Here is a 25,253-nt window from a genome sequence, read left to right as displayed (position 1 = left end):
TCTCATCCCCGGTTTCGGTGGGGTGCTCGGTGGCGTGGTCGGCAGTATGGCCGCTGGTTGGATCAGCGGCGATTCGCATAGTTGGGGTGATACCTGGAAGAGCGGTTTGGCGGGTGCGATAGGTGGCGGAACGGGTCATGCTGCTGGCACATTCGCCGGGAGGTTCGTTGGGCGAATGCTGAACCGTATGCTCGGGAGGACCGGCACCCCCGCAGATGTCGCGATACACAATATGAGGATGTATGGCAGTGGGGTCGGAGCGGGTATAGGTGGTCTATTGGGCCACTTTGCTGCGTCTAGCATGTCGAGCTCCCCCGCTAAACCGACGTCGGTAGCGAAGATACCGGTCACCGAAATCAAGCCTTCTCCGGCGACTGCCGAGGTCTGAGGAGTATTTCGTGGCTGTAAAAATAGCTCCGATGATGATGCCGGACCTCGAGAAGATCAAGAAAGAATGTCCGGAATACGAATTCAGCCCTTCATTGAACCTATCCTTCCAGCCGTTGATAGATACATTTGCAAAGTATTTCACCAGCTACGGTGAAGATGAGAAAGGCGACCCGCCCGAGATGCCGCCACCCCCGGAAGTCACGGAAAGTGCGGAGTTGGCCGGTATAGCGGAGTATGCGAAGCTCCGGAAGCGGATGAAAGACAGCGGCGATCAGATATACAAATCCAGCAAAGATATCATTAAAGACATTCGAAGTTCTGGCGATAAAGGTGACCAGGCGAAGTCCAGGATTAATACCGTAATAGACAGTGTTACCGGCGCCGCGTCGACGCCGCCGCCGCCGCCGATGAGCGAGACCGAGCACATAATGACCTTCATGGCGGAGGCGTACGAGGCAGGCGCCGCTGAATGGCAAAATGCCAGCGATGACCAGAAAGGCCCAAAAGCCGGCATCGAATCGAAGATGGCCGACATGGAAGCGCTGATCAGCAAAATGGACAAGAAAAACCAAGCTGGTCTCAACGATGCCATGAAAAAATTGCAGACGCAGATCAAGGGGGCGGCGCCTCCTGATCTCACGCAGAAGGGACCGGGCAGCCCCGACGGCAGGCTGACGTCCACGATCCCCGACATCAAAACACGGCCCACGGCGCTGGACGATCTGGACGACACAAATAAAAATCCGCAGCTGAACCCCCGTACTTCCCAGGCCGACGACAAGCTGTCGAATGCCCTCGACCGGATCGGGCCGAAAGACCCGAGCGCACCGCAGATCACGCCACCGGCCGCCGCCGGTCTGGGCGGGATGATGGGTGGCGGGATGGGTATGGGTATGGACCCATCCATATTGTCGATGATCGCCGCGAACCAGGCTCAGCGCGGTATGGCCGACCGGGATCTCGAGGGCCGGCGCGCCGAGCTCGATCCGAGTCGCTACGACCAGCCGCGCGCTGTCGTCCCACCGATGGTGACCGCGCCGCCCGCTCAGGCCCAAGCCGCCGCGGCGCCCGCGGCCGCGGCTGCGGCCGCGAACCAGGCAGCGGCGCAATCGGTCTCCGCCCCGGCGCAGTCCACCACATCGCCGGTCACGGCGCCCCCTGGCCGGGTGCCCGATGAGGACGGACGCATCGATTATCCGTTCCCCGATGGTCGTACCCAGAAGGTGTCACCGGTCGTCGCCCAGGCGTTGGACGCGGCCTTCGACAATAAGAGCGGTACCGATGCGCGGGGCGCGTACGAGAAGACAACGGCCAAGTGGAAGAGCTCCAAGGACGCCAACAGCGTCAAGGACATCGGGGAGGCGGTCGATCCGTACAAGCCGCTCATAACCGGTGATATCGGCGTCTGGGAGAATCGCTGCGCGGTGCTTGTCGTCTTCCCTCCCGAGGAAGGTGGCGCAGATGGTGGCACACTCGAGGCCATTGTCGACGGTGTGCAGACCTCGATTGTCGGTAAGACGGATGCGGGGGAGACGATGTCCGACTCCGATGGTGACTTGGGTGCGTTCATGGGATTCGCCCGTCCGCCCGGCATCGAAATGACCGCGCCGGCAGGCGGAACGGATTCCGCCGTGCCGGTTTCGGACGACCAGTCCGTGGGCATGGCGGTGCCGGCTGCCGCGCCCGCGGGCTGATCGTGAGAACCGTTTGGTGAGAGGAGTCGGTGATGGGGCTGAATGTTGATCCGCACGAACTCGTCGGTGCCGCAAAGAAACTCGCCGGGATGGCGCATCAGACCGGGATGGTGCTGCCCCGCGGCTGGGTTGTGCCCGCGGGCGCTGATCCGATATCGGCGGCGGCGGTGCCACACCTCAATGGTGAGGTGACGAAACTGATCAACGGGGTCATCGACACCATCAACAAGATCCAGGACACCGCATACAAGGTCGGGGCCGCGGCCGCCGAATACACCGAGACCGATGATGAGGGCGCCCGTAAGGTCGGCGGTGGGGGCGGTGAGATTGTCCCCAACCCGATCGGCACGGTGACACCGCTCGGGCCGCGAGTACCACCGGATCTTCGATTCCCCGCCGCCGGTGCGGCGGTGGACCCACTGACATTCGCGGAGGGACTGCATAACGGTCCCGGTCCCGGTGCCGCGACCGGATTCGCCGACGCGGTAAGGAAATTCAGCGCCGACGCGTACACCGCGGCGACGACCGGGGTGGGGGATGTGTCGCAGTTGATGCGGAACTGGACCCCGGTGGGCTCGAAGGCGGCCGGTGAACTCGACCGGCATCGAGGCCGGATGGATGAGCTGGGCCGTGGCTTGGGGAAACTGGCCGACGGTATCGAGGGCTACAGCAACGCATTTCGGGCGGCGAAGGCCAAGCACCCGACGCCGCAGGAGATCAAGGCCGCGCGCAAGGAGCTCCTCGCCGCGATTCACTCGAAGAACAAGCCCGCGATCACCCGTGCGCTGTACAAGTTCAACGAACAGAACGAGCGTTCGACGACGACGATCGCCGACTACTCCTCCGAAGTCGGCGCAAAAGTCCCCGCGGACAAGGATGCGACCGCTGGGCAGGGCACCGGCGGCGGTACCGGTGCCGCCGCGGGGGCGGGCCAGGGCGCAGGCGACACCAGCATGCTCACCTCGATGCTGCCCATGCTGATGAGTGGGATGCAGGGCATGCAGAGCATGCAGCAGAACCAGGGCATGGACGAATACATCGACGGCGCCGACGATTACAGCTACGGCGATTATGGAGATCTCGGAATTCCGAGCGGTTTCGGCGGTGGTGGAGGTGGCGGTGGTGGTGGCGACTACGGAGTACCGGCCGGCCTGAGCTCGGAGATATCCAAGAGTCAGGAATTCGTCGCGAGTGCCATGCCGATGGTTGGCGCGGCGAGCAGCCTGGCCAGTGGTTCGCCGTTGCCTCGCGCCTCGGTGATCGAACCGCTCAACACGGCGTCGGGAGCCGCGGCCGGAGCAGCCGGCCGAGGTGGTTCGCCGATGATGCCATACATGCCGATGTCACCGGGAATGGGTGGTCCGGGCGGTGCGGGCGGTGGCGGCGACCGCAGCCGGGTGGTGGCCTGGCATCCCGACCGGCTGATGTACGTCGACAACACGCCGCATACGGATTTGGTGATCGGTGAACGGCCCACCATCGCACCGACTGTGACGCCGCCGACGCCAGCCCCGGCAAATCAGAGCCCGTCCCAACCCGGAGGTACCGCATGACAATTCACCCCGACGTGCAGGCGGCGCTGGACGCCGCGCGCGACCTACGCCACCAACTCGCCGAAATGCGCGAGAAGATCGACGGCATCCGGGCCCGGCGGCCCTCGCCGAGTGGCGCGGTCATCCCCGAGGTCGACTCGATGGGGCGGCTGACCGATCTCTATCTAGCCCCGGGCACCACCTCCCGGCTCACCGGCGCGGAACTGGTCACCGAGATCATGTCGGCGATCAAGGAGAGCACTGCCGACGCCGCGCGCCAGTACCAGGTTGTCATGAATCCGCCGGAGGAGGCGGAAGCGCCCGAGGCGACTACCGCCGCGGCGGGACAATCATCATGACCGAACCCGTGCCGGAGGTCACTGTCACCGATACGGTCCGCTGGCTGCACGACGAGGGGCTGGTGCGCCTGGTCGGTGTGGCCGAGCAGGCGGCCGAGACGATTGTCGCGTACACGATCGATGTGGCGACCGGAACCGTGAGTGCGTATCCGCTCACCAAACCCAACGGCGGTGCGGATGCCATGTCCTTCGCGGCCGATGATCTACCGCATCCGGTCGGCACCGCCAAGCGGCTGGTGATCGTGGGCGTCACCAGCTCGGCTTCGCTGCTCGTAGTGGATCTCGCCGCTACCCTTGCCATTTCGATCAATGCCGACCATCCGGCGCGGACCGCCCGTTCCTGGGTGATGCAGTTGATGCTCAATCCGGAGATCACCATCACCACCAATAGCCCGGATGTGGCGATAGGCACGAGCCCGCGATTGCGGCAGAGCTTCATTCCCGGCGGCGGCGCGATGCTCGTGAATGTCGATGACACGCGACCGCCCGTCACCGCGATCACACTCAATCCGTCCACCGACGGGCCCGACTACCTCGATGTCGCCGCTGACGGCACCGGCGAGCTGTATCTCGGCGCGCGTTTCTGGTCACTGAGCCAGGTCATGCGTATCGAGGACGACGCGTGGACCGCGCTCGGCGCACGGCTGGCAGCCGCCCCGGACGATCCGGGCACCGATAGCGAATACTCGACCAGATCCCAACCCGCTCAGCAACTCTCGGAGAGCACCCGATGACCGACACATACCCGAGCGATATCGACGACTACGACCCGGACGAATCCGGTGCCGCCGAACCGAACTGGTCGGCAATGATCTACGAGGTGCTCAACCCCGAGCACACCGTGGGCGTCGCCTGCGACCGCGACGGCGAGATTGTCGGCCTGCACATCACCGACGACGCGTGCGAAAACGGCGACGCCTGGCTTGCCGCCGAGATTTTGCGGGTCGCCCGCCTGGCGCACGCGAAGTCGCGAGTGGGACTGCGAGCGGAGATGGAGTATAAGGGGTCGCGTCCATACACGATCGATTCCTTCGACCTGCCGACGGAGGCTTCCTACCGGGCCATGGAACTCGCTGAATTCGGTCGAACCGCCTGACCGCAGCACCGACACGTCGAGGAGCCGATATGGGTGATCAACTGGACATCGACAGCCACCACGAGGTGCTCGCCGCGGCGAACAAAGTGCTGCACGGTCACGATGACCGCCACCGGCAAATCGCCGAGGCGGTGCGGAATCTTGTCGTGTCGAGCGCGCCGGGATCGGAACTCGATCGCCGCCTGAAAGACAAGCTCGACTGGGTTCTGCATGCCTTCGCCGAGGCGTTGACGGTCAGCGGCGCGGGTGCGCAGTCGACGTTCGAGCAGGTGTTGACCGCGTTGAACGCGTACTTCGACGCGGATATCGCCGGTGGCGCCTCGGTACGCCGCACTGAGGTCTAGACACCGATGGAGAACCGATAGCAGTGGATGCCGAGCGCAACAGCCCGTACTGGGATGCGATCGTCGGGGATAATTGGCCGACGATCGCACCTGCCGAGTGGCGTGCGCTCGAACACACGGCTCGTGATGCCGCTGCCGTCATCGACATCGTCGATGACGAAAGCAGGCGCCGCGCGTTCGACGACCATGTGCGCGCCAGCGCCGGCCTGCAACCCGCCAAGGAGGACATGCGCCGCCAGAGCCGCGACCCGCAGGCGTTCGCGGACGCGCTCGATGCCGCCGCCGATACCTTCGGCGACTTCGCGAACCTGGTGTACCGCACCAGGAATCAGATACTCGACATCGTGGATCGAGCCACCGGGAAGGCCCAGTCCGCGCAGCGGTCCGCCGATGAGGAGAAGGAAGAATCCGACGCCGAGGCCGCTCGGGCCCGGATACCCGGCATCCTCGGTGCGGCCCGGCGCGAAGTCGAGGACGTGGTGCATGCCGCCATGGCTGCGATCAGCCCGCAAAACCTGCGGCCCCTGGACCGCATAGGCCACAAGCTCGGCGTTCGGCCGCCGTGGCCGACCAGTCATCGAGACGAGCCGAATGTAGCCCCGCACCGGCATCACTCGTGGATCGACCGGCTGCAACGAGACTTGCCCGACCCGCGCCACCTCGGTGATGGGTTGCGGCGCCGCATGGTGGACGACGGTCTTCTCATGGGTGTGCCGTTGGAAGAGTTGGTACGCGTATTCGGGCCGGAGCCAATTTCCGCACAACCGATGTCGCCGGACGCCGACACCGGTGTGGTGCCCGGCGGGGGTGGGGCCGGCGACGCGGCGCTGGTCGCGCGACCGGTGCCTGCCGCTCCGGCCGCGCATAACGGCGCCCCGGCGGGGGCGGAGAGTCCGCCGCCGAATCCCGACGATCATCTCGGGGCTGTCGCGGCGGGCTCGCCGTCGCGGCAGCAGCCCATGGCAACCGGGCACGCCGCCGGTATCCGGCAGGATGGCGTCGACAACGGTGATGTTCCCGAAATAGCGGGTGTCGCGGCACGGTCGGGAACCGATGATCTTTCGGCGACGGCCGCCGACCCGAATCATGCCGGCGCTCTGCCTGATTCGCTGACCGTGGCAAACGAGGCCGTCACCCAGGCGGCCGCGATGCAAGCGGCGGCCATGGCATCGACGCTGCCGATGGGTATGCCCCCGACCGGCGCATCCGTCGCCCCGACCGCCGCCACCACTGCCACCGCCGCGTCCGTGTCCGCGTCCGCGTCCGCGCCGGGGTCGGTGTCGGCGCCGCCGAGCCAGGCACGTCCCACGGCCACGCCCTTCGAATCGAGAGGGGGCGCGGAGCCACCGAAGGGGCCGATCACCTCGGCGGCAGCGTCGGCGTCGGCGAATGTCGCAGGACCGGTCGGCAAGCCGCAGGCGGTGACGCGCACGGAAGGGCAGAAGGACAACGCCGGCACGGAGCACGATCACGACCGCGGCAATGCGATTCGTGATGTGGTCGGCGCCGCGATGACATCCGCCGCCGCCCCGTCGTTCGTGCTCGGCGACCGCGTCGACGGCGATCTGGTGCTGGCCCGAACCATCCTGTCCAGCCTGCTCGCGGCGGTCGAGGAGGCGGCGATCGGTGTCGGCTGGGCGGTGTCGGTCATGCGGCACTCGACCGGACTCGGCGCGTTCGTCACCTCGAACGAGGGCCGGGGCTGGTTGCCTGCCGGGCTGTATCTGCCCCGCGAAGTGTCCATTCCTTGGGTGTGGGAGGTTGCCGACGAAGCGGGTTGGGAGGGACTGGCCGACCCGGCGCGCGTCCTCGCGGAATTCGCCATAGCCTGGGGCCGCAAATCGGGAGCCGGTTTGTCGGCGCTGGTGTCCTCGGAGCCGCTCGATCCGAGCCTGCGTCAGCAACTGCGGGATGTGCCGATGGCAGGAGAGATCGCTGCCTCGGCGGCAATGGATTTCAGCCGGCCGGCATCGGGGCGCGTCGATCGGCTCGGCCTGGTCGGAGCACCCGCACTGCTGGAACGCGCGACCGCGCTTCCCGATTCGGAGATCGGCGCGCGCTGTGTGAATTTGGCGATCGACGCGCACGTCCGCGTCGGCAAAGGAGAGCTGGGATCCCCGGAAGCACTGGGTGCGCCGCGGCTACGCCAGCGGATCCTCACCACGATTCGTCGCGGGCAGGTGGTGTCTGAGGACTTGTGGGCGGAGCTGCGGGACACCGACGACCTGGTCGCGGCGTCGACGCTCGCACGTCGGGTGGACGTCTCCGGTGTAGCGCTCGGCGAGCTTCGATCCGAACGTGTCGATGGACGCTCCGCATCCGAGCTGACGGCCGTGCGCGGCATGATGTTCGAACGGCGTTGCGATGAACTTGTGCTATTGCTGGAGAATTCGCCGTCGCGACAGGTTCTCCGGGATGTTACGTACGCGCACGCCCAAATAGTCGGGCACCCGTCTTTCACCGTTCCCGAGCAGCCCGGCCAGGCTGCCGGCCGTGTCGCTCGTCGTCCGACTATCACCGCCGGTCCGCCGTCGTAATCCTGGATCGGGAATGTGCCAGTGACTGAAATAGGTGGTTCAACAGTCGAATTCGTGTGAATGCGGTCTCCTCGGCGCCCACCTGAGATTCCCAGTGGTGGGAACGATCGACAATGATGAGGTCGTCGGTGGGAAGGGATCTGATCAAGCATGCCGAACAGCACGGAAATCGAAGCTGCGGTGCTGCGTCAGTTGGCACTCCAGCACATCGAGGCCGGGAAGCGAATCAGTGACTGGGGTCAGCCGCCCACCGATTGGCTCGAAACCTTCATACCCACCTACGGCACGATCGCCGCGCCGGTCCACCAGGCGCTCACGGAGTACTACGACGCCAGGCATCGCGCGGCGGAAGCATTGGCCAACGAACATTTCCGCACCGCGGACCAGTTGCGAGACGCGGCAGACACTTACGAAGCTACCGACGACGAAAACGGGCGCAACATTCTGCGGGCCGGCGGCTTGCTGGACGATCCGAACACGCATCCGGCGCCCGTGCCGGTCGGCGGTCACACGCCTCCCGACCAACCGGCGACGCAGGTCACTCCGCCACCGGGAGGCCCGCCGCCCGGTGGCCCGCCGAGTGGTCCTACCTCGGCCGGCCCCGACGGAACCGGTGTCACGCCCACGACAACGCAACCGAATGGGCCGGTCACCGGCGGACCCAGCGTTCCTCATGCCCCCTCCGAGATTCCCGGCGCGACCGCACCGAATACCCAGCACGCCGCGCCGACCGGAGCATCGGGCAGCAGTGGTGCGTCCGCGCCGTCGTCGTCGATGCCCGGCATGACGCCGCCGCCGGTGACCACGCCGCCGTCGGTGAGCGCCACGCCGCCACCCATCCAGGTCGCCTCGGACGAGCGCGCACCGAGTGCCCAGCCCGCTGGCGCGTCCGGCGGCGCGGACGCGATGCCGATGGCAACCCCGTTCGCCGCGGCGGTTGCCGCCGCGAAGAACAAGCAGGCCGAACCGGCCTATGTCGTCGGTAACGCCGAGAACGATGACCTGGTGCTCGCCAGGACATTGCTTGCCAGTGTGCTTGCGGCGGTGGAGTCTCCAGTGGGGATGTCCTGGGCGGTTTCGGTGATGCGTGGTCCGGGTGGTGCCGGTGTCTTCATCACCTCCAATGAGGGGCGCGGATGGCTGCCGCCGCGACTGTTCCTGCCGCGCGAGGTGTCCTCGCCGTGGCTGTGGGACGAGCTGCTCGGTGCCGACACCGAAGGCGCCGCGTCGCCGTGGGAAGGTGTATCCGATCCCGCGCGCATCCTCGCCGAGTTCGGCCTGGCGTGGGGAGCGAAGGCGAATGCCCAACTCTCGGCGCTCGTTTCGTCGGGACCGATCGATTCTGGTTTGCGTTCACGGTTCAGCGATGTCGCGATGGAAGGACTCGTCGGCCCGACTTACGACGTCGACCTGCGCGAGTTCACACCCGACACCGCCGACCGCCTCGGGCTGACCGGATCCATCACGGCGCTGGAACACGTTTCGGCACTGCCTGATTCGCAGGTTCGCGCGCGCACCGTGGAGCTGGCGTCGGATGCGCACGCCCAGGTCGGCCGGTCCGTGCAGCCGTCGGCGCACACCGTGGAATCACGGCAACTTCGCGAACGAATCCTGGCCAAGGTGCAGGCGGGCGAGGCGGTGTCACGTCAAATGTGGGACGAATTGCGTGACGCGGACGACCTCTTGTCCGCATCGATGCTGTCGCAACGGGTCGATGTCGGCCGGGTGGAATTCGGGCAGTTACGGGTCGACACCGAGGTTTCGGCGTTGCGCACGATGGTGTTCGAACGCCGCTGCAACGAACTGGTGTTGCTGCTGGCGCAGGAATCGGATCGGCAAAGCCTGCGTGACGCGGTGTACGCCCATGAGCAGATCGTGGAGCACCCGCAGTTCGTCGCGGCACCGTCGGCAGTGACAACCGCCGCGCCCGAGCGCGTCGATCGTCCGGCGGTATCCACGGTCTCGGCCCCGGATATTGCCGGGCCGCCCGCGGGTGCGATGGTCGCGCCGACCTCGCCACCAGGTGCAGGGCCCGATGTGACGCCGAACCGTTCGTGAAGCTCTACTACGAAATGCGAGGTCAGACGATGCGCGGTGGCAGCCGTCTGCGGACTGACGGGGATTTGGTAGCTGGCGAGGCGGTGAACTGATGGCGGACCCGGACGCGAACGGCGGCGGGACGCCACCGAATTTGCTGGCGCCCCCCAACGGCATACTCCCACCTGGTCAGAAACAGCAATTCCATTTCCTGGATCAGGATAAGGGAAAGCCGTCGCCTCTTCTGAACGATGCCGCGGAGGCGGCCAAGCCGAAGGATTACGGCTACCATTTCGAGACCAATAAGGACGGCAAACTCACATACGTTCCTGATAAAGACAAGTACGCCGACAAATCGCCGAACGGCACGGATATGATCCACGCCGGTCAAGTTCTACGACCGGGGGAGGGGATTCATAAAGGTGACTATGATCTGCTGGTCGAAAAAGACAAACTGATATTCACCGGTCCGGACGGCGAGGAATGGACTCGCAATGTAGACGGCATAGATAGTGTCCGAGTCGGCGAAAATGGTCTGGAGATAATGGTCCCCGCGCCACATGCGGGGAACTCCGACATTATGGCGGGATGGTCGACCGACGGCCTGAAATTGTCCGATGTCAAAGGGCTCAAGATCATCGACGGCCGACTGGTCTTCGTGGATGCTAAAGGTAAAGAACTTGCGGTCTTAGCCAAAGATGACAAGAAGAAGCATTTCTTACTCGCTGAACTCCATCCGGTACGTGGCGAGTCGCGCAAGCTGACGATTTACCGCGAAGCAATGTCGAAATTATTGCAGAACTCGATCGATCTCATGGGGGCCGGGCAGACGTCGAAAATCACGGATCTTTCGGGATTCCTTAACGATAACGACATTCCCGATGACATGACTTCCAACGGCAAGAAAGCGGAGGGGGCGATGGTAGACCGCTACCTTGAAAATATCTCCGCTTTCAAGCATTTGAAAAATGAGTTGAACGCCGTCGATAGTGATGTGAAATACATACCGGCGAAGCCACTGAAAGAGACTCTGCAAAAAGCGAAATCGGATATAGCGAAGCATATCGACGAGCTCAACGAAAAGTTGGATGCCGCTTTGATCGTGCCCATTGAAAAAGATGATGGGAAGGTCGATAAATCCACGACGAAGGATTTCCAGGAGCGGCCCCTGTTCGCCGCGATCAGGCACACGGTTGTGGACGTCGAGAGGAAAATCGACCAGGTATCGAAAGCCGTGGAAGATTGGGAAAACCAGATCAAACGTAAGCGGCCGAAAGACGGCGGTGGAGGCAAGAAGACCGGCGGCGGCGGGGGTGGCGGTGCTCGCAGGGGTGGCGGCGGCGATGGCGGTGGCCGTCGTGGTGGGGGTGGTGGTGGCGGAGGTGGCGGCGGCGGAACGCCGAGTGGCGGCGGCGGGACGCCGCCCAACACCAATCCCGCACCGGCTGAGACCGACTATAAGAACCTATATAAAGACCTGATCACCGGTGACCCCAAGGACGCAGCCGCGGCCGCAGCGGCCGGCGCGGCCGCCAGTGGCGCCAATCCCAATGCCGCTGCCTTGGACAAGATCAATAAGAAGTTCGATGAGATTGTGGCCGACCCGAAATCCAGGTCCGGTGCGAATGGCTCCGTTGGGCAGGCCGCCGGCGCTGCGGGTGCTGCCGGCGCGAGTGCGGCGAACCCGATGGCGCAGATGGCGCTCCCGATGATCCTGTCGAGCATAATGCAGAACGCGAACGGCAATGGTGGTGACCAGTCGCGGGTCAACGAGCTGGAGCGCAAGCTCGACGACGAAAAGCGACGGGTGCGCGAACTCGAACGGGGTGGTGCGGGCCAGCCCGCCGACGCGAACGCGGTGCCCGCGGCCTATTCTCAGCCCGCGGAGTCCGCAGCACCGGGTGCGGCGGTCGCCGCCACTCCGACCACCCTGCCGCCGCCGGCGAATACCTCGCAGTCGATGGTGGATTTGAAGATCAAAGACCTGCCGTCGCAGCAGGTTTCCTCGGCCGTGGCGGAGGCCGTGCAGCGAGAGCTCAACAATCCGAATGGTAGCGATGGGCGTGCCGCCTATACGGGGACGCTGGGACAGTCGACGCCGGGCAACCCGTGGACGCAGGTCTATTCCGCCGGCGGCGATTTGTCGGCCGTGCATACCGGCGACGTCGCGCAGTGGGATGATCGCACGGCACTGGTCGTCCGCCCCGGCGACGGTAGTGTCCAGATCATCGTCAATGGACAGCTGGAGACGATGGATCCAAACCTGATGCCGCCCATTTACCATCCCAGCGGCGTCGATCTCGCTGGTTCTTCGCAAATGACGACCCCGGCCCCGCCGCCACCCGTCGCGGTCGTCGCGCCACCGAAACTTCCCGCACCCCCGGAGGTCGAAGCTCCGCGGCCGGTGTAATAAGAATCATGTGCCAGAGTCGACTGCCTATCGGATATGCGCGAACGGCAGTCGTTTCTCGGCGTGACTAGCCCTGTGCTTCAGGCGTATTCGACTCGGGCTTATCCGATTCCGGCCGGTCGGGCTCGGCGTTGTTGTTCGCTGGGGGTGCCGGCTGGCCTTGGTCGGGCGCGGTCGCACCTGCCGGTGGTGCATTCGGATCGGCGGGCGCGGGAGTAGCGCCGGCATGCGCCTTTTTATCGTCGGCCTTCTCGTCGTCGTGCTCTTTGTCCGCTGCGTCATCGTGCTTCAGTAGCTCAGGTAGTTGCTGCACGAGGGGCATCGCCATAGCGGGCAACATCGCCGCAAGCATCGGAAGGGACTGCATTATGGACGATAGGCCGTCCCCACCGCCACCACCGGCATTGCCGCCTCCAGCATTGCCGCCGCCTGAACTACCGCCCCCGGATTTGTCGCCGCCGGATTTGTCTTTACCGCCATCGTTTTTGCCACCGCCGTCTTTGCCGCCGCCATTGGCCAGATCATCGTTGTTCTTCGCAACTATGGTGACCTTGTGGTACACCACTTCGATGGCGGATGCGAGGAGGTCCATCACCGCCGTATCCTCGTGGGGCTTCAGTTTGGCCGTCCCGAAAGCTTTCAATTTGCGCTGAACGTCTTCCACGATACCGATGATGAATCGTAGTGCCCGATTCTGCTCATCGGCCACGACACCGGAGGTCTCGAGTACCTTCTTGTCCATTTCCTGTAATGAAGTCTGCTTGGCTTCGACCTTGTCGACGGCTTCCTTGTATTTTTCGGCTGTCGCACCTGCGCCGAGGTTTTTGTAGAAGGATGGTTTCAGCAGGGCGTCGACTGCGGGCGGCGGTTGCGTCGTGCCGCGGCCGAGGAGGTCGACCGCGTTTTGTATCGCGATCTCCGCGAGTTCGACGAAGAGTTTGGGACCGGCGGACGCGCCGGGCGGTGCAACCAATTTGACGGGGTAGTAGTGTTTTCCGACGGGGACGGCAGGCGTGGAGGTGGCCGCGATCGGCAGCACTTTCCGGGCATCGTTGCTCGCCGTTTTCGCTACCATGCCGTGGCACCCGCCTCTCCGAAGTCCGTCTCATTGTCCTGGGTTCCCATGCTTGGGGAGTGCCGCATAGTTGAATGACAAACCTCCCCACCGGGTGTGAGGACGCCAGCAGGTTAGGAAAGGCGGTTGGTGATGCGCGACGGTGAGCCAGACGAATGGTGCAGGCACTGACGGACGACCTGCATGGTGTGCTGCAGTCACTGCTCGGGCTCTACGGCGAGGGGCAGCCCGACCCAGGCCATGCAGCGGGCGTCCATACACTTACCGCTGATCTGCGCGCACACACGGGAGCGGGTGCGGCCGGGTACACCGATGCGCGTGGCGTGCATATGTCGGTCGCCGAATCACACGCGAGCAAAGACGGTAACGTGCGCACGGCCGTCGCGGAATCGGGCGAGGGAACGCTCAACGGCCGCAGCCGTTTGACCGATCAGATCGCGGATTTCCAAGCGCGGGCGCGCGCGATCGCCTCGGTGGCCGATACCAGGTTCAGCGGGTCGGCGATGCTCGATGCCGCGCAGTCCACAATCGCCAACGCCACCAAGAGGGTTCACGCCGACATGGCCGAAGCGCAGCGCACAGCGTCGCGAATCGCGCCCCCCACCACACCGGTTCGCCGGGCCAGCCGGCGCTCGGTGCCCGCCCGCCGGCGTCGGCGCACCCGATCGGGTTCACCGTCGCGATTACAGCGCCGCACCATGAAACCCTCGGACGGCACCACCGGGGGCAATGCGGTCAGTGCCGCGAGTCAGTGGCTCGGCACCCCCTACATCTGGGGTGGCGGCGGCGCGGGCGGTCCGAGTGGCGGCGGCTTCGACTGTTCCGGCCTGACCCAGTACGCGATCGCGCAGGCATCGCACGGTGAGGTGGTGCTGCCGCGCACGACCTACGAGCAGATCTACAGCGGAGTCCGGGTGCATTCCAGTGACGTTCGGCCCGGTGATCTGGTGTTCCCCGGCGGCTCGTTCAGCGCTCGTGGACCTGAGCACGTTCAGCTCGCCGCGGGCAACGGCATGGTCATCGAGGCGCCCTACTCGGGCTCGACGGTCAAATGGTCGCGAATGCCCAGTGACGCGATCGTTGTCCGGGTGCTCTGAGTAGCAGCGGGGAAGGAGGTCAACCGTGGCGATAGAACTACCGCACGAGGTCGCGTTCTTCCTCAACATGGTCGGCATTCCGTACCCGGATATCAACGAGGACGACGTGCGAGCCCTCGGCGAACATGTCAGCACGTTCGCGACGAATATCCAGAACACACACGAGTCCGCGACCGGTGCGATCAACGATATGAGCTCGGTCTACTCCGGGTATTCCTACAGTGCGCTGGTCTCGTCGTGGGCGCAGATGAGTGCCACTCATATGGCCGCACTCGACAATGCCTGCAAAATGGTGGCGAAGGCACTGGATATCGCGGCCGAGGTGATTGCCGTGGTGAAGGTGGCGGTGCTGGCCGAGCTCGCCGCACTGGCGGCGGCCTACGCGATGGTGCTGGTGACGCCCGCACTCGCTCCGATGCTGCCAACGGTTAGCCAGGCCGCGCGCTACATCTTGAATCAAATGGCGCAGATGCTGGTGGGCTATATCGTGGCGGAGGTGATCGGTAAGGCGATCGAACCGCTCGAAACCACTATCGACGACATGATCAAAGGTGTTGTCTACAACGCGGCACAGCATGCGCTCGGGGTGCCCGATCCCAGTAGTTCAGCGGAGACGTTGCACATCGAACCCGATGAGGTGCTGCGCTACGCCAGGCTCCTCGACCAGCACGCCGACGACATTATGAAACACGCCGCGACCTTCGCCGAAAATGTCGCGCCGTTGGATTTCACCACCACGAACCGCTTCGACGAGACCCAAAGCCCCGGCGGCCTGTTCCCCGAATCGGGGACGTCGCCGGATCCGCGACAGCTGCTCGGCCCGTCCGGTGCGATCGGACCGTACCCGACCGACGGACCGAACACCGGTGTGGATGGTCCGCGAACCGCCGCCGCCGCCGCCGACGACGACGACGGCGGCCAAGGACCACACTCCGGCAATTCGGGACATTCGCTCGATGAGTCGGGCCGATCCGACCCCCGCCCGGCGCACGCGACTCCCGGGCAGGGTGAATCCGGCGGCGTACCGGCCCAATCCGGTGGCGGGCCAGGTCAACCGGCTGGTGGGATGGGACGGCCCGGCGGTATGCCGGGCGAGTTCACCGGCGCGCCAGGCCAATCCGATATCGCGCCGGGGCAACGCGATGACGCCCGTAGGTTCACCGGGGGTGAAATGGATCCGGCCGCCCGTTCGAACGGCGCCGGGCAAAATCCGGTGACCAGCAACGACAACGGCCCAATAGCCGCACCGCACCCGACCGTTTCCGCCGTGCCCGAAAGTTACGCGGGGTCGAGTCCATCGGGTGTCGCCGAACCTGTGGGCTCCGGTCTCGGTGACCGTGCCCAGTCACTCATCGGTCCCGATGCCTCCCGACCGGTATTGCCGTCCGACCCGTCCACTCCGGCTGCCATGCCACCGGCCGGGCGTGGCGGGTCGGCGGGTCCGGCCACGCCGTGGGCGCGCGCAAAGCCCTCGAAATCGACGAAACCCAAGTCGTCGAAATCCTCCAGGCCGTCGAAATCTTCCGCTGCCAAGGCTATTTCACCCTCGGGCAGTCACGCGGCCAATGACCGAGCGCCCGGCGAAACACCATGGTCCAGAGCTTCTCGCTCCCCGGAGGTCGCAGCCTCGGTCTTCGCGCCTGCCGATACGCGCCCGGGTCCGCAGCCCGCGCCCGAGCAGGTCGCCGATCGCCCGCGCCCCGAAGCCGCCGCCGATCCACCGCGGGTGATCGCGCCCGCGACGGCGGACCCGGCTGCCGATGATTCGCACCGCAAGCCCGGCTGAGTTCGAGCGCCCTTGTGACAGCGGCGAACTCGCCGCTACATGTAGTAGGGGATCGAGCGGGCCAGCTGCAAATCCGTCAGCCGCCTGAGGGTCAGGTCTGTTGCCGAAACCCAATCCGCTCGCGCCCGGGCGAACCTATCGGCCGCCTCGGCGGTACGTCGCGCCGCGTGTTCGGCGGCACGCCACGCATCGTCGGCAAAGTATGCGGCCATCAGTGTTGTCGACCATCCCGATCATTGTCTCCGTGATGGTTCGTACGGATCGAAGATCACTCACGACCGAGCGCCTGGCGCACATTTCTCATGAACCGGGAGCGTCGATACTCAGCTAGCTCGGATCAGAGAAGATTCGCAGTGACCGGTGGCGTGCCGGCGCAACCGGTCACTGCTTATCTAGGTCAGATCGCCGGGATGAGGGACCGTCGATCTGTTCATTACAGTACCCAACTCTGTTGAGACGTTCAATAGCGTGCACTCAATTAGTGGCAAGAATTTTAGCGATGTCGATGGGGCCTGTGGGTGTCGAGTGCCGGCCCGGCGATCCGGATCGCGGCCGCCAGCCGCTGCTGGCCTGCGTCGATATCGTAGGGCTTTCCAGCTGTTGAGTCGCGATCGCACCGTCATGTGACGGCACGTTAATTGCTGGCGTATCGCTCTGGGGGTGACCCGGTCTCACTCGGGAGCCCGACGAGCCGCAAACTTCCCGGCACTGGGAATGATTTCCGGGGGAGTGGTGGCGGTGGCGGCCACTATCGTTGCGGCAAGCGAGATCGGCGGAAGGGAAGCCCGAAATTGTCAGCGGCCGAGGACGCGTTCTACACAGGGGTTCAAAGTTTGGCGTTGGTCGTTGGCGGTGTGCGCAACGACCAGCAAGCAGTGGCGGCGTTCCGGGCGGCCACCGACCTCGATCCCGATATGTGCGATGCCTGGCTCGGGCGCGCGATGGCGGGCGAGGTTACCGAAGAGGTGATCTACGGCGCCTACCGGTCGGTGCACAATCTTTATCGTGACCAGCAACGAGCCGGTCTTGTCGATCGCGCGCTGTGGTGCCAGGTCGAGATCGGGATGTATGGGTTGCGCATCGCCATGGCCGACCGTGACCAGATCTCGGTCGCGCAGGCTTGCGCCTATGCCCAGGGTGGTGAATGGCAGGAAGCCATCAACATCCTCCAGGAAGTACCGAGCGACGATGTCTCCGACTTCGTACGCATGTCGCTGTACTTCCGCACCAAGCGCTGGCCGGATGTGCTGGCTGCCAGAAACAAGCGGGCGACGCTCGAAGACGGCCTGCTCGATATCGCGGCCGAGTTGATGACGGCGCAATCGCTGGCGCATCTGGGACGTCTGGGTGAGGCGCTGCCCCGTGCGCAGCGCATCGTCGAGGACAGCGCATCAGGCAGTCTGTCCTACATCTGGGCCGATGCGCACTTCCTACTCGGAATGTTGTTGCGGCACAACGGGGATCACGATGCCGCCGAGAAGATCCTCAACGGCCTCCAGGGCTCGGGGCTGTGGCAGGACCGCCCGGAATGGCAGCGCGCGGTCAAGGACAAGTCCTTCCGGCTCGAGGTCGCCTCGGCGGAACTCATCGCCTCCCGCACCAACCAGTGGGATCCGAAGTCCGGCGACGATCCGGCCGAGGCGGCTGCGTCGGCGGCCAAGCAGGAGCGCGATTCCCGGCTCACGGAGGCATCCGACCTGTTGCGGGCGCAGATCGGAATGGACTCGGTCAAAGAGCAGGTCGACCGGCTCAAGTCCGGTGTGCTGATGGATCAGGTGCGCGCCAAACGCGGGCTGGCCGTGGAGTCGCGGTCGCAGCACCTGATCTTCTCCGGCCCCCCCGGTACCGGTAAAACCACCATTGCCCGCGTGATCGCCAAAATCTTCGCCGGGCTCGGTGTCGTCGAGAATGCCGACGTGATCGAGGTGTCGCGAAACGATATGGTCGGCACCCATCTCGGGCATACCGCGCCGAAGACCAACGCGCTCATTGATTCCGCGCTCGGCGGGGTGCTGTTCATCGACGAGGCGTACACGCTTGTGCAAGAAGGTTTGTCCGGTGGCGACGCGTTCGGCAAGGAAGCGGTCGACACCTTGCTGGCGCGCATGGAGAACGATCGCGACAAGCTGGTCGTGATCATCGCCGGCTACGAGGACCAGATCGACCGATTCCTCGCATCCAATGACGGTCTCGCCTCCCGCTTCACCAAGCGGATCCGGTTCTCCAGCTACGAGGCCGACGAACTGGTGCAAATCGCCGAACATATTGCGCGCAACAAGGATTCGATTCTCTCCGAGGACGCGCGTGAGGTGCTCCAGGCCCGCTGCGCCGAATTGGCCGGGCAAACCCGCAACGGCAGGCGGTTGATCGATCTGGCCGGTAATGGGCGTTTCGTGCGCAATGTCGTCGAGGCGGCCGAGGCCGAGCGCGACTACCGCTTCACGCGCGACAATGTGGACATCATGTCGATGACCGATCAGGAACTGATGATGATCGACGCCCTCGACATCGCCGCCGCACTGGATAGTTTGGCGCCCTCCGCCCGGGTGTGACGGAAACGAGCGGCCGGCTCCCGCTGGGCCATCAGGTCCTGTGGGAGTCGGCCGAGTCGCCAACCTTCCCCAGAACTCGTCCGCCTTATACATCAGACGACCGCCCACTGCGGTGCCTTGCCATACCGGCATCACATGCAGCACATCCAGATAGCCGGTTCCACTCTGGAGTGTTGGGTGGGCGAATCCGACGACGTTGCCATCCGCGGCGCGGGCCACGTGGAGGCTGTGGTTTTCCTCCTGCATGACCTTGCGTCAGTCCGGCGGCTTGCGGGTGCCGAGGTCGAGGGCGAACTCGGAGAGCGGTTCGGCGCCTGGTGGCTTTTGTATGACTGCATCGCAGCCAGTACATGCACCCTCGCGACTTCCGCCGTGCCCCTCCCGATGGTTACCGCCGCAAGATCGTATGTGTTGTCACCATGCTGGGGTCGGGCGAAGTCCAGCGCGTAATGGCCGGTGCCGCGGTTAGGCGCGACCGGGATCAGTCGCTCGCCGAGCTCGGTGTCGGGAATCCTGAACTCGTGATCGAGTACTACTGCGCCGTTGGTTGTTTCCGTTCATACGCCGATGTCTACTCCGACCGACCGGCTTGATTCCCAGTGGTGGGAAGTCTTCGTGTGGCCGGTCGATGACCCGCCAGTAGGGTTTGGCGGCAGGTCGGCGGAAGGATGAGAACCGGTGGCACGCTTCCGGGTGGTGACCAAACACCAGATATCTGGTTGGCGGTTCCTGCTGCGCCGAATCGAGCATGCCCTGGTGCGCCGGGACGCGTCGATGATCGACGATCCACAACGCGGCCGTTCCACCGCGCTATCGATAGGTATCGCGATCGTCTGTGTGGTCATCGCCGGCTCGGCGGTGCTGGCGTTCTTCAAACCCGCCAAGAAAGTCTCCGACGCGAAGATCGTCTCGGAGAAGGACAGTGGTGCGCTGTTCGTGCATCTGGGTCCACGGTTGTACCCGGCCTTGAATCTCACCTCCGCGCGGCTGATCATCGGGGCCGCCGAAAAGCCGGTGCCGGTCTCGCGCGAGGAACTGTCGAAGTATCCGCGCGGGCCGCTGGTCGGCATTCCGGGTGCGCCCGGAACCATTTTCGATAACGCCGAGAAGGATTCGTCGTGGACGGTGTGTGACACCGCGAAGTCGGGTGCTTCCGCGCCGGTGGACCGGGCGACCGGCCTGCCTACCCTCAATCAATCGGCGGTGCGTTCCACCGTTATCGGCGGTCCACTGTCGGTCGACGGTGACGCCGCACGCCCGTTGACCGATAACGAGGCACGATTGATGCGCGACGACAACACCACCTGGTTGGTGTACGTCGACGGTGATAGAGGCGTCGTGCGCGCGGCCATCGATCTCACCAATTCCGCGGTGGCACTCGCCCTCGGCATCGATGCGACAGCGCCGGTCCTGGCGGCCACCAAGGGTTTGATCGACGCGATCCCGGAGGTGCCGCCACTGCGGGTGCCCGAGGTGCCCGGCGCGGGTGAGTCGATGACCTTCAGCAACGGGCTGAGTGTGTTGGTCGGCTCGGTGCTGACAGTGAACACCCCGGATCAGCCCCCGGCTTACTACCTGGTGTCGCAGAACGGTGTCGTACGCGTCACCGGGGTGCTGGCATCGATGATCCGCAATGCCGATTCACACGGCGCGGCGTCCACCAGAATGGTCGGCCCGGACGTGATCGCCGCCAACCTGCGCCCCGGCTCGTGGCCGGGAACCGCTACCTACCCGACGCGGCCGATCGAGATCATCGATCCGCAACGCTCGGAGGTGACCTGCTATCACTGGTCGCGTACCGGCACCGATCCGAATGCCGTCAGTGAGCTGCTGGTGGGAAGGCAACTACCGCTGGCGGCCGAAGAGCAAAGCAGGACAGTCGATTTGGTGACCGCCGCGCCCTCGGGAGGCCGCACCGCCGATGCCGCGTACATGCCGCGCGACACCGGTCGCTTCGTGCAGGTGACCGGTGCGGAACCGGCATCGCCGCTGCGTGAATCGCTCTACTGGATTTCCGACAGCGGCGTGCGCTATGGCATCGACGCTCCGCAAATCGCGAGCGGCTCCGATCCGACCCTCACCGCGCTGGCGCTGCGCACACCGGTGCAGGCGCCGTGGTCGATCGTCACCTTGTTCGCGGTAGGCCCGACGCTGTCGCAGGCCGATGCCAAGCTTGCCCACGACGGCATCGCGCCCGACCAGGTCGTCGCCGGGTTGGGAGGTCCGTCGTGACCAGTACGCGTCGATTCGTGCGCCCGGCCCGCACGGTCCGTGGTCCCAAAGCGCCCGCCGTGACCGAACTGCGGCTCCAGCCCCCTACCGAACTGCCGAAACCGGTACCGCCGTCACGCCTCAAAATGATCATGCCCGTCGTCATGGTCGCGGCCATGGGCGGCATGATGGTGATGATGTTCCGCGGCGGCGGTTTACAGACCATGTCGCCGATGATGATGATGTTCCCGGTCATGATGCTGGTGTCGATGTTCGGCATGATGGGCGGTTCGGCCGCGGGTGGTGGCGGCGGTGGTTCCGCCGGCCTCAACGAGGAACGCAAGGACTACCTGCGCAGCATCACCGACAACCGCAAGACGGTGCACGCGGCCGAAATCGAGCTCTATGGCTTTCTGCGCTACACCCATCCCGGTCCAGAGGAGATCACCCGGCTGGTCGGTGGCAAGCGCATGTGGGAGGTGCAGGTCGCGAGCCCGCAGTTCCTGCGGGTACGAGTCGGCCGTGGCCGGATCGCCAACCAGGTACGCGTGATCGTGCCGGAGGCCGCGCCGACCACCGACCTGGATCCGGTCGGCGTCGTCGAACTCACCCGCTTCGCGAAGGCGTATTCCACCGTCGGTGGTATGCCGGTTGCCATCAACCTGCTCTCGGCGCCGCAGATCGGCATCGGCGGTGACGCCGAGGCGATGGGGGATCTGGTGCGCGCGATGGTCGCCGAGGTGGTGGTTCTGCACGGTCCGGACCAGGTAGCGGTGGCCGCGGTGCTGTCGAATCCCGATGCGCCGGAATGGGCCTGGCTGAAGTGGCTGCCCCATACTCAGCATCCCGAGGAGACCGACGCGATCGGTTCGAGCCGCATGGTGTACCGCACGGTCGCGGAGATGCGGGCCAAGGTGCTGGCGGGTCTCAATCGAGGCCCGTTTTCCGCGAACTCCCAGCCGACGCTGGATCGCAAACATTATCTGCTGATCGTCGATGTCGGCGGGTCTTCGAACGAACGCGATATCTCGGGCATCGACGGCTGCACCTGGCTGCGGCTGGGTACCTCGGAGCAGAGTCTGCCGCGAGCGATGGCTTTCACGGTCAACGAGGATCGTTCGCTCAACGAGGTCACCGTCCGCGGATTGCGGCGTGTCGGTGTGGCCGACGCGCTTTCGTCGCCCGCGATGACGGCATTGGCGCGCAACATTTCGCCCTACCGGTTGTCCACGGTCGTAGAAGCGGTGGCCGCCGAGCAGGCCAGTGGCGGCACCTCATGGGAAGAACTGGTCGCCATCACCGACCCCGGCGACATCCGGGTGCAACGACAGTGGCCGACGCGTCGCGACAGCGACCGGGCGCGCCTGAATATCCCGTTCGGTTACGACCCGGCCGGTGGCGCCGTTTACGTCGATATCAAGGAATCCGCCGAGGAGGGTATGGGCCCGCACGGAATGTGCATCGGCGCGACCGGCTCGGGAAAGTCGGAATTCCTTCGCACCCTTGTGCTCTCGGCGGTCGCCACGCATTCCTCGGATGTCTTGAACCTGCTGCTCGTCGACTTCAAGGGCGGCGCCACCTTCCTCGGCTTCGATCGGTTGTCGCATGTGACAGCGGTGGTGACCAATATGGAAGAAGAGGCCGATCTGGTCACCCGTATGGAAGACGTCATCAACGGCGAAATGAGCAGGCGGCAACGGATTCTGCGTGATGCGGGCAATTTCGCGAATGTCGCGGACTATGAACGGGCGCGCGAGCAAGGCGCGGAGCTGGCTCCGCTGCCGACGCTACTGATCATCCTCGACGAGTTCGCCGAGCTACTCGAACAGCACCCGAGTTTCACGAAACTGTTCGTCGCCATCGGTCGCCTCGGTCGCTCGCTACGCATTCACCTGCTGCTCGCCTCGCAGAAGGTTCCCGCCAGCCGGATGGGTGAACTCGAAGCGCACCTGTCCTATCGAATTGCCCTGCGTACCAACCAGACCAGCGACTCCCGTGACGCGATCGGCACCGCCGACGCCTATCACCTGCCGAAGAAGCCCGGCGCCGGCTATCTGCGGGTCGGTTCGGGCGACCTACAGCGATTCCAGGCCGCCTATGTCGGCTCACCATATGTGCCGCCGGTGCAGACCGCGGCGGCCTCCGCGCACCGTGCGCGCCGGGCGGGCGGAAGTTACCGGCCGCCGCAACGGTTTACCGCCGCGCAGGTCATCGACGTGCGGCCCGCGCCGCCCGTGGAGGTGGAAGCCGTTCCCGTGGAACCGGATATCGCCGAGGGCGATCCGGTGACCGTGATGGAGACGGTGCTACAGCAGTTCGCGGGCCATGGCCGTCAGGCGCACGCGATGTGGCTGCCGCCGCTGACCGTGTCACCCACCCTTGACCAGCTCACCCGCGGTGCGACCGCGGGAATGTTGCGGCTGCCGCTGGCGATTGTGGACAAGCCGCGTCAGCAGAGCCAGGACGTCTGGACGGTGGATCTGTCCGGTGCCGGTGGACACGCGGCCGTCGTCGGTGGCCCACAGTCCGGTAAATCAACCGCACTACAGACACTGATCCTGTCGGCGGCACTGACCCACACCCCGGAACAGGTGCAGTTCTACTGCCTCGACTTCTCCGGTGGCCTATCGGGGCTGCGTGACCTACCGCATGTCGGCTCGGTCGCGACGGCTCGCGATGTCGACCGTGTCCGGCGTACGTTCGCGTTGATCGCCAACCTCATCGCGAGCAGGCAGACACTATTCAGTGACCTCGGCATCGATGGCATGCAGGAGTTCCGGCGGCGTCGAACCGTGCCGGGCGAATCGGCCGAACTGACCGCCCGTGGTGATATTCACGGAGACGTCTTCGTTGTCATCGACGGCTGGGATATCGGCTTCTCAGTCTCCGGCCCATACAACGACGAGTATCTGTCGTCGGTGGAAGCGATTGCGCTGCAAGGTCTCAACTACGGCATCCACCTGGTGATCAGTAGTTCGCGGTGGGCGGCGATCCGTCCCGCCATCAAGGATCTGATGCAGACCCGATGGGAAATGCGCCTCGGCGATCTCACAGACACGGTGTTTTCCGCACATCGCAATATCGTCAATGCGATTCCGCCCAACCGTCCGGGACGTTGCATCTCCACCGAGGCATTGCATATGTTGACCGCGCTGCCGCGCGTCGATGGTGTGGGCGAATCCGACTCGGCGCGTGCGGGACTCACGGCGGCTGTCGAGCAATTGAACCGTCTCTACGCCGGTCGTAAGGCGCCGGAGGTCAAACTGCTGCCTGCCCAGGTCCGGCTGGACGAGCTGCACGCGCAGCTGCCGGCGCCGATGAATATGGCGCAACGGCTGGTTGTGCCGATCGGGGTGCGTGAGTCCGATTTGGGCCCTGCCAGTATCGATTTCGGTGTGACGAGCCACTTCATCGTGCTCGGCTCATCGGGGTCGGGGAAATCCACGGTGCTCAAGGCGCTGCTGGAATCAATTCGGCGGCAATTCAATCGAGACCAGGCCCGAGTGCTCCTGGTCGACTATCGCCGCCAGCACATGGACGCCATCCCGAAGGAGCAGCAGGTCGGCTATCTGACCAGCGAGCGGGATCTGATCGAGGGTCTGCCCGGATTCGCCGCGAAGATGCGTACGCGTCGCGCTCCCGACGACGTCACTTCACAGCAGCTCAAAGAGCGTTCCTGGTGGAGCGGGCCGGAGATATTCGTCGTCGTCGATGACTATCACATGGTCGCGCAGCGTGGTGCGTTGAATCCGCTCGAGACGTTGAAAGACCTTATTGTCGATGGCCGGGACACGGGGCTGCATCTCGTGGTCGCACGAGCCATCGCGCAGGCCGATTCGGCGATGTACGACAACGTGCTCGGGCAAATGCGAAACCTGAACTCTTCGGGCATCGTGCTGGATGGTTCGAAACTTGATGGCGTTCTTATCGGCGATGTGAAGGCCACGAAGCAACCGGTGGGTCGCGGAATTCTTGTCGAACCACTGCTCTCGCGGAGGGAACTCGTCCAGACCGCGTGGCTGCCGGAGGAATGAAGCGCCAGGTCGTAGGGCCTGTGCAATGCGTCATTCCCAAGGGTGGGGATGCCTTAGCGTTCTAGGTGTATCGCGTGAGACGCGAAACCCCCCTCGTTA

Annotated in this window: 16 protein-coding genes; 14 read left to right on the top strand and 2 right to left on the bottom strand. The window is 64.8% G+C overall.

The genetic code is table 11. The annotated features are described in order from the left end of the window. Positions 1 to 398 precede the first annotated feature (398 nt). The 9 genes from LKE06_RS30570 to LKE06_RS30530 all read left to right on the top strand — a co-directional run bounded on the left by LKE06_RS30570 (position 399) and on the right by LKE06_RS30530 (position 12,399). Complete coding sequence (locus tag LKE06_RS30570; RefSeq protein ID WP_228002920.1) at positions 399 to 2,084, top strand: hypothetical protein; 1,686 nt, start codon at positions 399 to 401, stop codon at positions 2,082 to 2,084. A 32-nt stretch (positions 2,085 to 2,116) separates the two neighbouring features. Next, positions 2,117 to 3,637, top strand: coding sequence for a PPE domain-containing protein (locus tag LKE06_RS30565; protein WP_228002919.1), 1,521 nt, complete (start codon positions 2,117 to 2,119; stop codon positions 3,635 to 3,637). Next, positions 3,634 to 3,975, top strand: coding sequence for a hypothetical protein (locus tag LKE06_RS30560; protein WP_228002918.1), 342 nt, complete (start codon positions 3,634 to 3,636; stop codon positions 3,973 to 3,975). Before LKE06_RS30565 ends, LKE06_RS30560 begins: the two co-directional genes overlap by 4 nt. Continuing rightward, a complete protein-coding gene (locus LKE06_RS30555) occupies positions 3,972 to 4,709 on the top strand; it encodes a hypothetical protein (RefSeq protein ID WP_228002917.1) in 738 nt (245 codons plus the stop codon). The genes LKE06_RS30560 and LKE06_RS30555 overlap by 4 nt, the downstream gene beginning before the upstream one ends. Further along, positions 4,706 to 5,071, top strand: a complete 366-nt coding sequence (locus LKE06_RS30550) for a hypothetical protein (RefSeq protein ID WP_228002916.1) — start codon at positions 4,706 to 4,708, stop codon at positions 5,069 to 5,071. Before LKE06_RS30555 ends, LKE06_RS30550 begins: the two co-directional genes overlap by 4 nt. A 29-nt stretch (positions 5,072 to 5,100) precedes the next feature. Then, complete coding sequence (locus LKE06_RS30545) at positions 5,101 to 5,415, top strand: hypothetical protein (protein ID WP_228002915.1); 315 nt, start codon at positions 5,101 to 5,103, stop codon at positions 5,413 to 5,415. Positions 5,416 to 5,438: 23 nt separating this feature from the next. Continuing rightward, complete coding sequence (locus LKE06_RS30540; RefSeq protein WP_228002914.1) at positions 5,439 to 7,952, top strand: hypothetical protein; 2,514 nt, start codon at positions 5,439 to 5,441, stop codon at positions 7,950 to 7,952. A 150-nt stretch (positions 7,953 to 8,102) separates the two neighbouring features. Continuing rightward, positions 8,103 to 10,010: a type VII secretion target gene (locus LKE06_RS30535; protein ID WP_228002913.1), complete on the top strand. Its 1,908-nt coding sequence runs from the start codon at positions 8,103 to 8,105 to the stop codon at positions 10,008 to 10,010. 91 nt (positions 10,011 to 10,101) lie between these two features. Continuing rightward, positions 10,102 to 12,399: an ELKS/Rab6-interacting/CAST family protein gene (locus LKE06_RS30530; protein WP_228002912.1), complete on the top strand. Its 2,298-nt coding sequence runs from the start codon at positions 10,102 to 10,104 to the stop codon at positions 12,397 to 12,399. Positions 12,400 to 12,466: 67 nt separating this feature from the next. On the opposite strand, the gene LKE06_RS30525 is transcribed toward LKE06_RS30530, so the two are convergent. Next, a complete protein-coding gene (locus LKE06_RS30525; RefSeq protein WP_228002911.1) occupies positions 12,467 to 13,474 on the bottom strand; it encodes a hypothetical protein in 1,008 nt (335 codons plus the stop codon). A gap of 155 nt (positions 13,475 to 13,629) precedes the next feature. On the opposite strand from LKE06_RS30525, the gene LKE06_RS30520 reads away from it, so the two are divergent. Together LKE06_RS30520 and LKE06_RS30515 are read left to right on the top strand one after the other, a co-directional pair. Next, a complete protein-coding gene (locus tag LKE06_RS30520) occupies positions 13,630 to 14,571 on the top strand; it encodes a C40 family peptidase (protein WP_228002910.1) in 942 nt (313 codons plus the stop codon). Between the two features lie 25 nt (positions 14,572 to 14,596). Then, positions 14,597 to 16,357 (top strand): WXG100-like domain-containing protein, encoded by a 1,761-nt coding sequence (locus tag LKE06_RS30515; protein ID WP_228002909.1) that lies wholly within the window; start codon positions 14,597 to 14,599, stop codon positions 16,355 to 16,357. 35 nt (positions 16,358 to 16,392) lie between these two features. Here LKE06_RS30515 and LKE06_RS30510 read toward each other — a convergent pair whose 3' ends face one another. Beyond that, the gene (locus tag LKE06_RS30510) at positions 16,393 to 16,569 is read right to left on the bottom strand and encodes a hypothetical protein (RefSeq protein ID WP_228002908.1); all 177 of its coding nucleotides are present in this window, start codon (positions 16,567 to 16,569) and stop codon (positions 16,393 to 16,395) included. A 621-nt stretch (positions 16,570 to 17,190) separates the two neighbouring features. Here LKE06_RS30510 and eccA point away from each other — a divergent pair. The 3 genes from eccA to eccCa all read left to right on the top strand — a co-directional run bounded on the left by eccA (position 17,191) and on the right by eccCa (position 25,154). Beyond that, complete coding sequence (gene eccA, locus LKE06_RS30505) at positions 17,191 to 18,909, top strand: type VII secretion AAA-ATPase EccA (RefSeq protein WP_228002907.1); 1,719 nt, start codon at positions 17,191 to 17,193, stop codon at positions 18,907 to 18,909. Positions 18,910 to 19,587: 678 nt separating this feature from the next. Beyond that, entirely contained in the window at positions 19,588 to 21,141 is a 1,554-nt protein-coding gene (eccB, locus tag LKE06_RS30500; protein ID WP_228002906.1) for a type VII secretion protein EccB, read from the top strand. Further along, the gene (eccCa, locus tag LKE06_RS30495; protein ID WP_228002905.1) at positions 21,138 to 25,154 is read left to right on the top strand and encodes a type VII secretion protein EccCa; all 4,017 of its coding nucleotides are present in this window, start codon (positions 21,138 to 21,140) and stop codon (positions 25,152 to 25,154) included. Before eccB ends, eccCa begins: the two co-directional genes overlap by 4 nt. Positions 25,155 to 25,253: the final 99 nt, after the last annotated feature.

It is taken from the genome of Nocardia australiensis, from assembly GCF_020733705.1.
In the GTDB taxonomy this organism is placed as follows: domain Bacteria; phylum Actinomycetota; class Actinomycetes; order Mycobacteriales; family Mycobacteriaceae; genus Nocardia; species Nocardia australiensis.
The sequence above is the reverse complement of the archived record's forward strand: the minus strand, read 5'-3'. Positions and strand labels throughout refer to the sequence as shown.

Excerpts from the sequence above, each read along its gene's own strand:
- LKE06_RS30565 (WP_228002919.1), top strand. The coding sequence starts at position 2,117 with ATGGGGCTGAATGTTGATCCGCACGAACTCGTCGGTGCCGCAAAGAAA.
- LKE06_RS30560 (WP_228002918.1), top strand. The coding sequence starts at position 3,634 with ATGACAATTCACCCCGACGTGCAGGCGGCGCTGGACGCCGCGCGCGAC.
- LKE06_RS30555 (WP_228002917.1), top strand. The coding sequence starts at position 3,972 with ATGACCGAACCCGTGCCGGAGGTCACTGTCACCGATACGGTCCGCTGG.
- LKE06_RS30550 (WP_228002916.1), top strand. The coding sequence starts at position 4,706 with ATGACCGACACATACCCGAGCGATATCGACGACTACGACCCGGACGAA.
- LKE06_RS30545 (WP_228002915.1), top strand. The coding sequence starts at position 5,101 with ATGGGTGATCAACTGGACATCGACAGCCACCACGAGGTGCTCGCCGCG.
- LKE06_RS30535 (WP_228002913.1), top strand. The coding sequence starts at position 8,103 with ATGCCGAACAGCACGGAAATCGAAGCTGCGGTGCTGCGTCAGTTGGCA.
- LKE06_RS30530 (WP_228002912.1), top strand. The coding sequence starts at position 10,102 with ATGGCGGACCCGGACGCGAACGGCGGCGGGACGCCACCGAATTTGCTG.
- LKE06_RS30525 (WP_228002911.1), bottom strand. The coding sequence starts at position 13,474 with ATGGTAGCGAAAACGGCGAGCAACGATGCCCGGAAAGTGCTGCCGATC.
- LKE06_RS30520 (WP_228002910.1), top strand. The coding sequence starts at position 13,630 with ATGGTGCAGGCACTGACGGACGACCTGCATGGTGTGCTGCAGTCACTG.
- LKE06_RS30510 (WP_228002908.1), bottom strand. The coding sequence starts at position 16,569 with ATGGCCGCATACTTTGCCGACGATGCGTGGCGTGCCGCCGAACACGCG.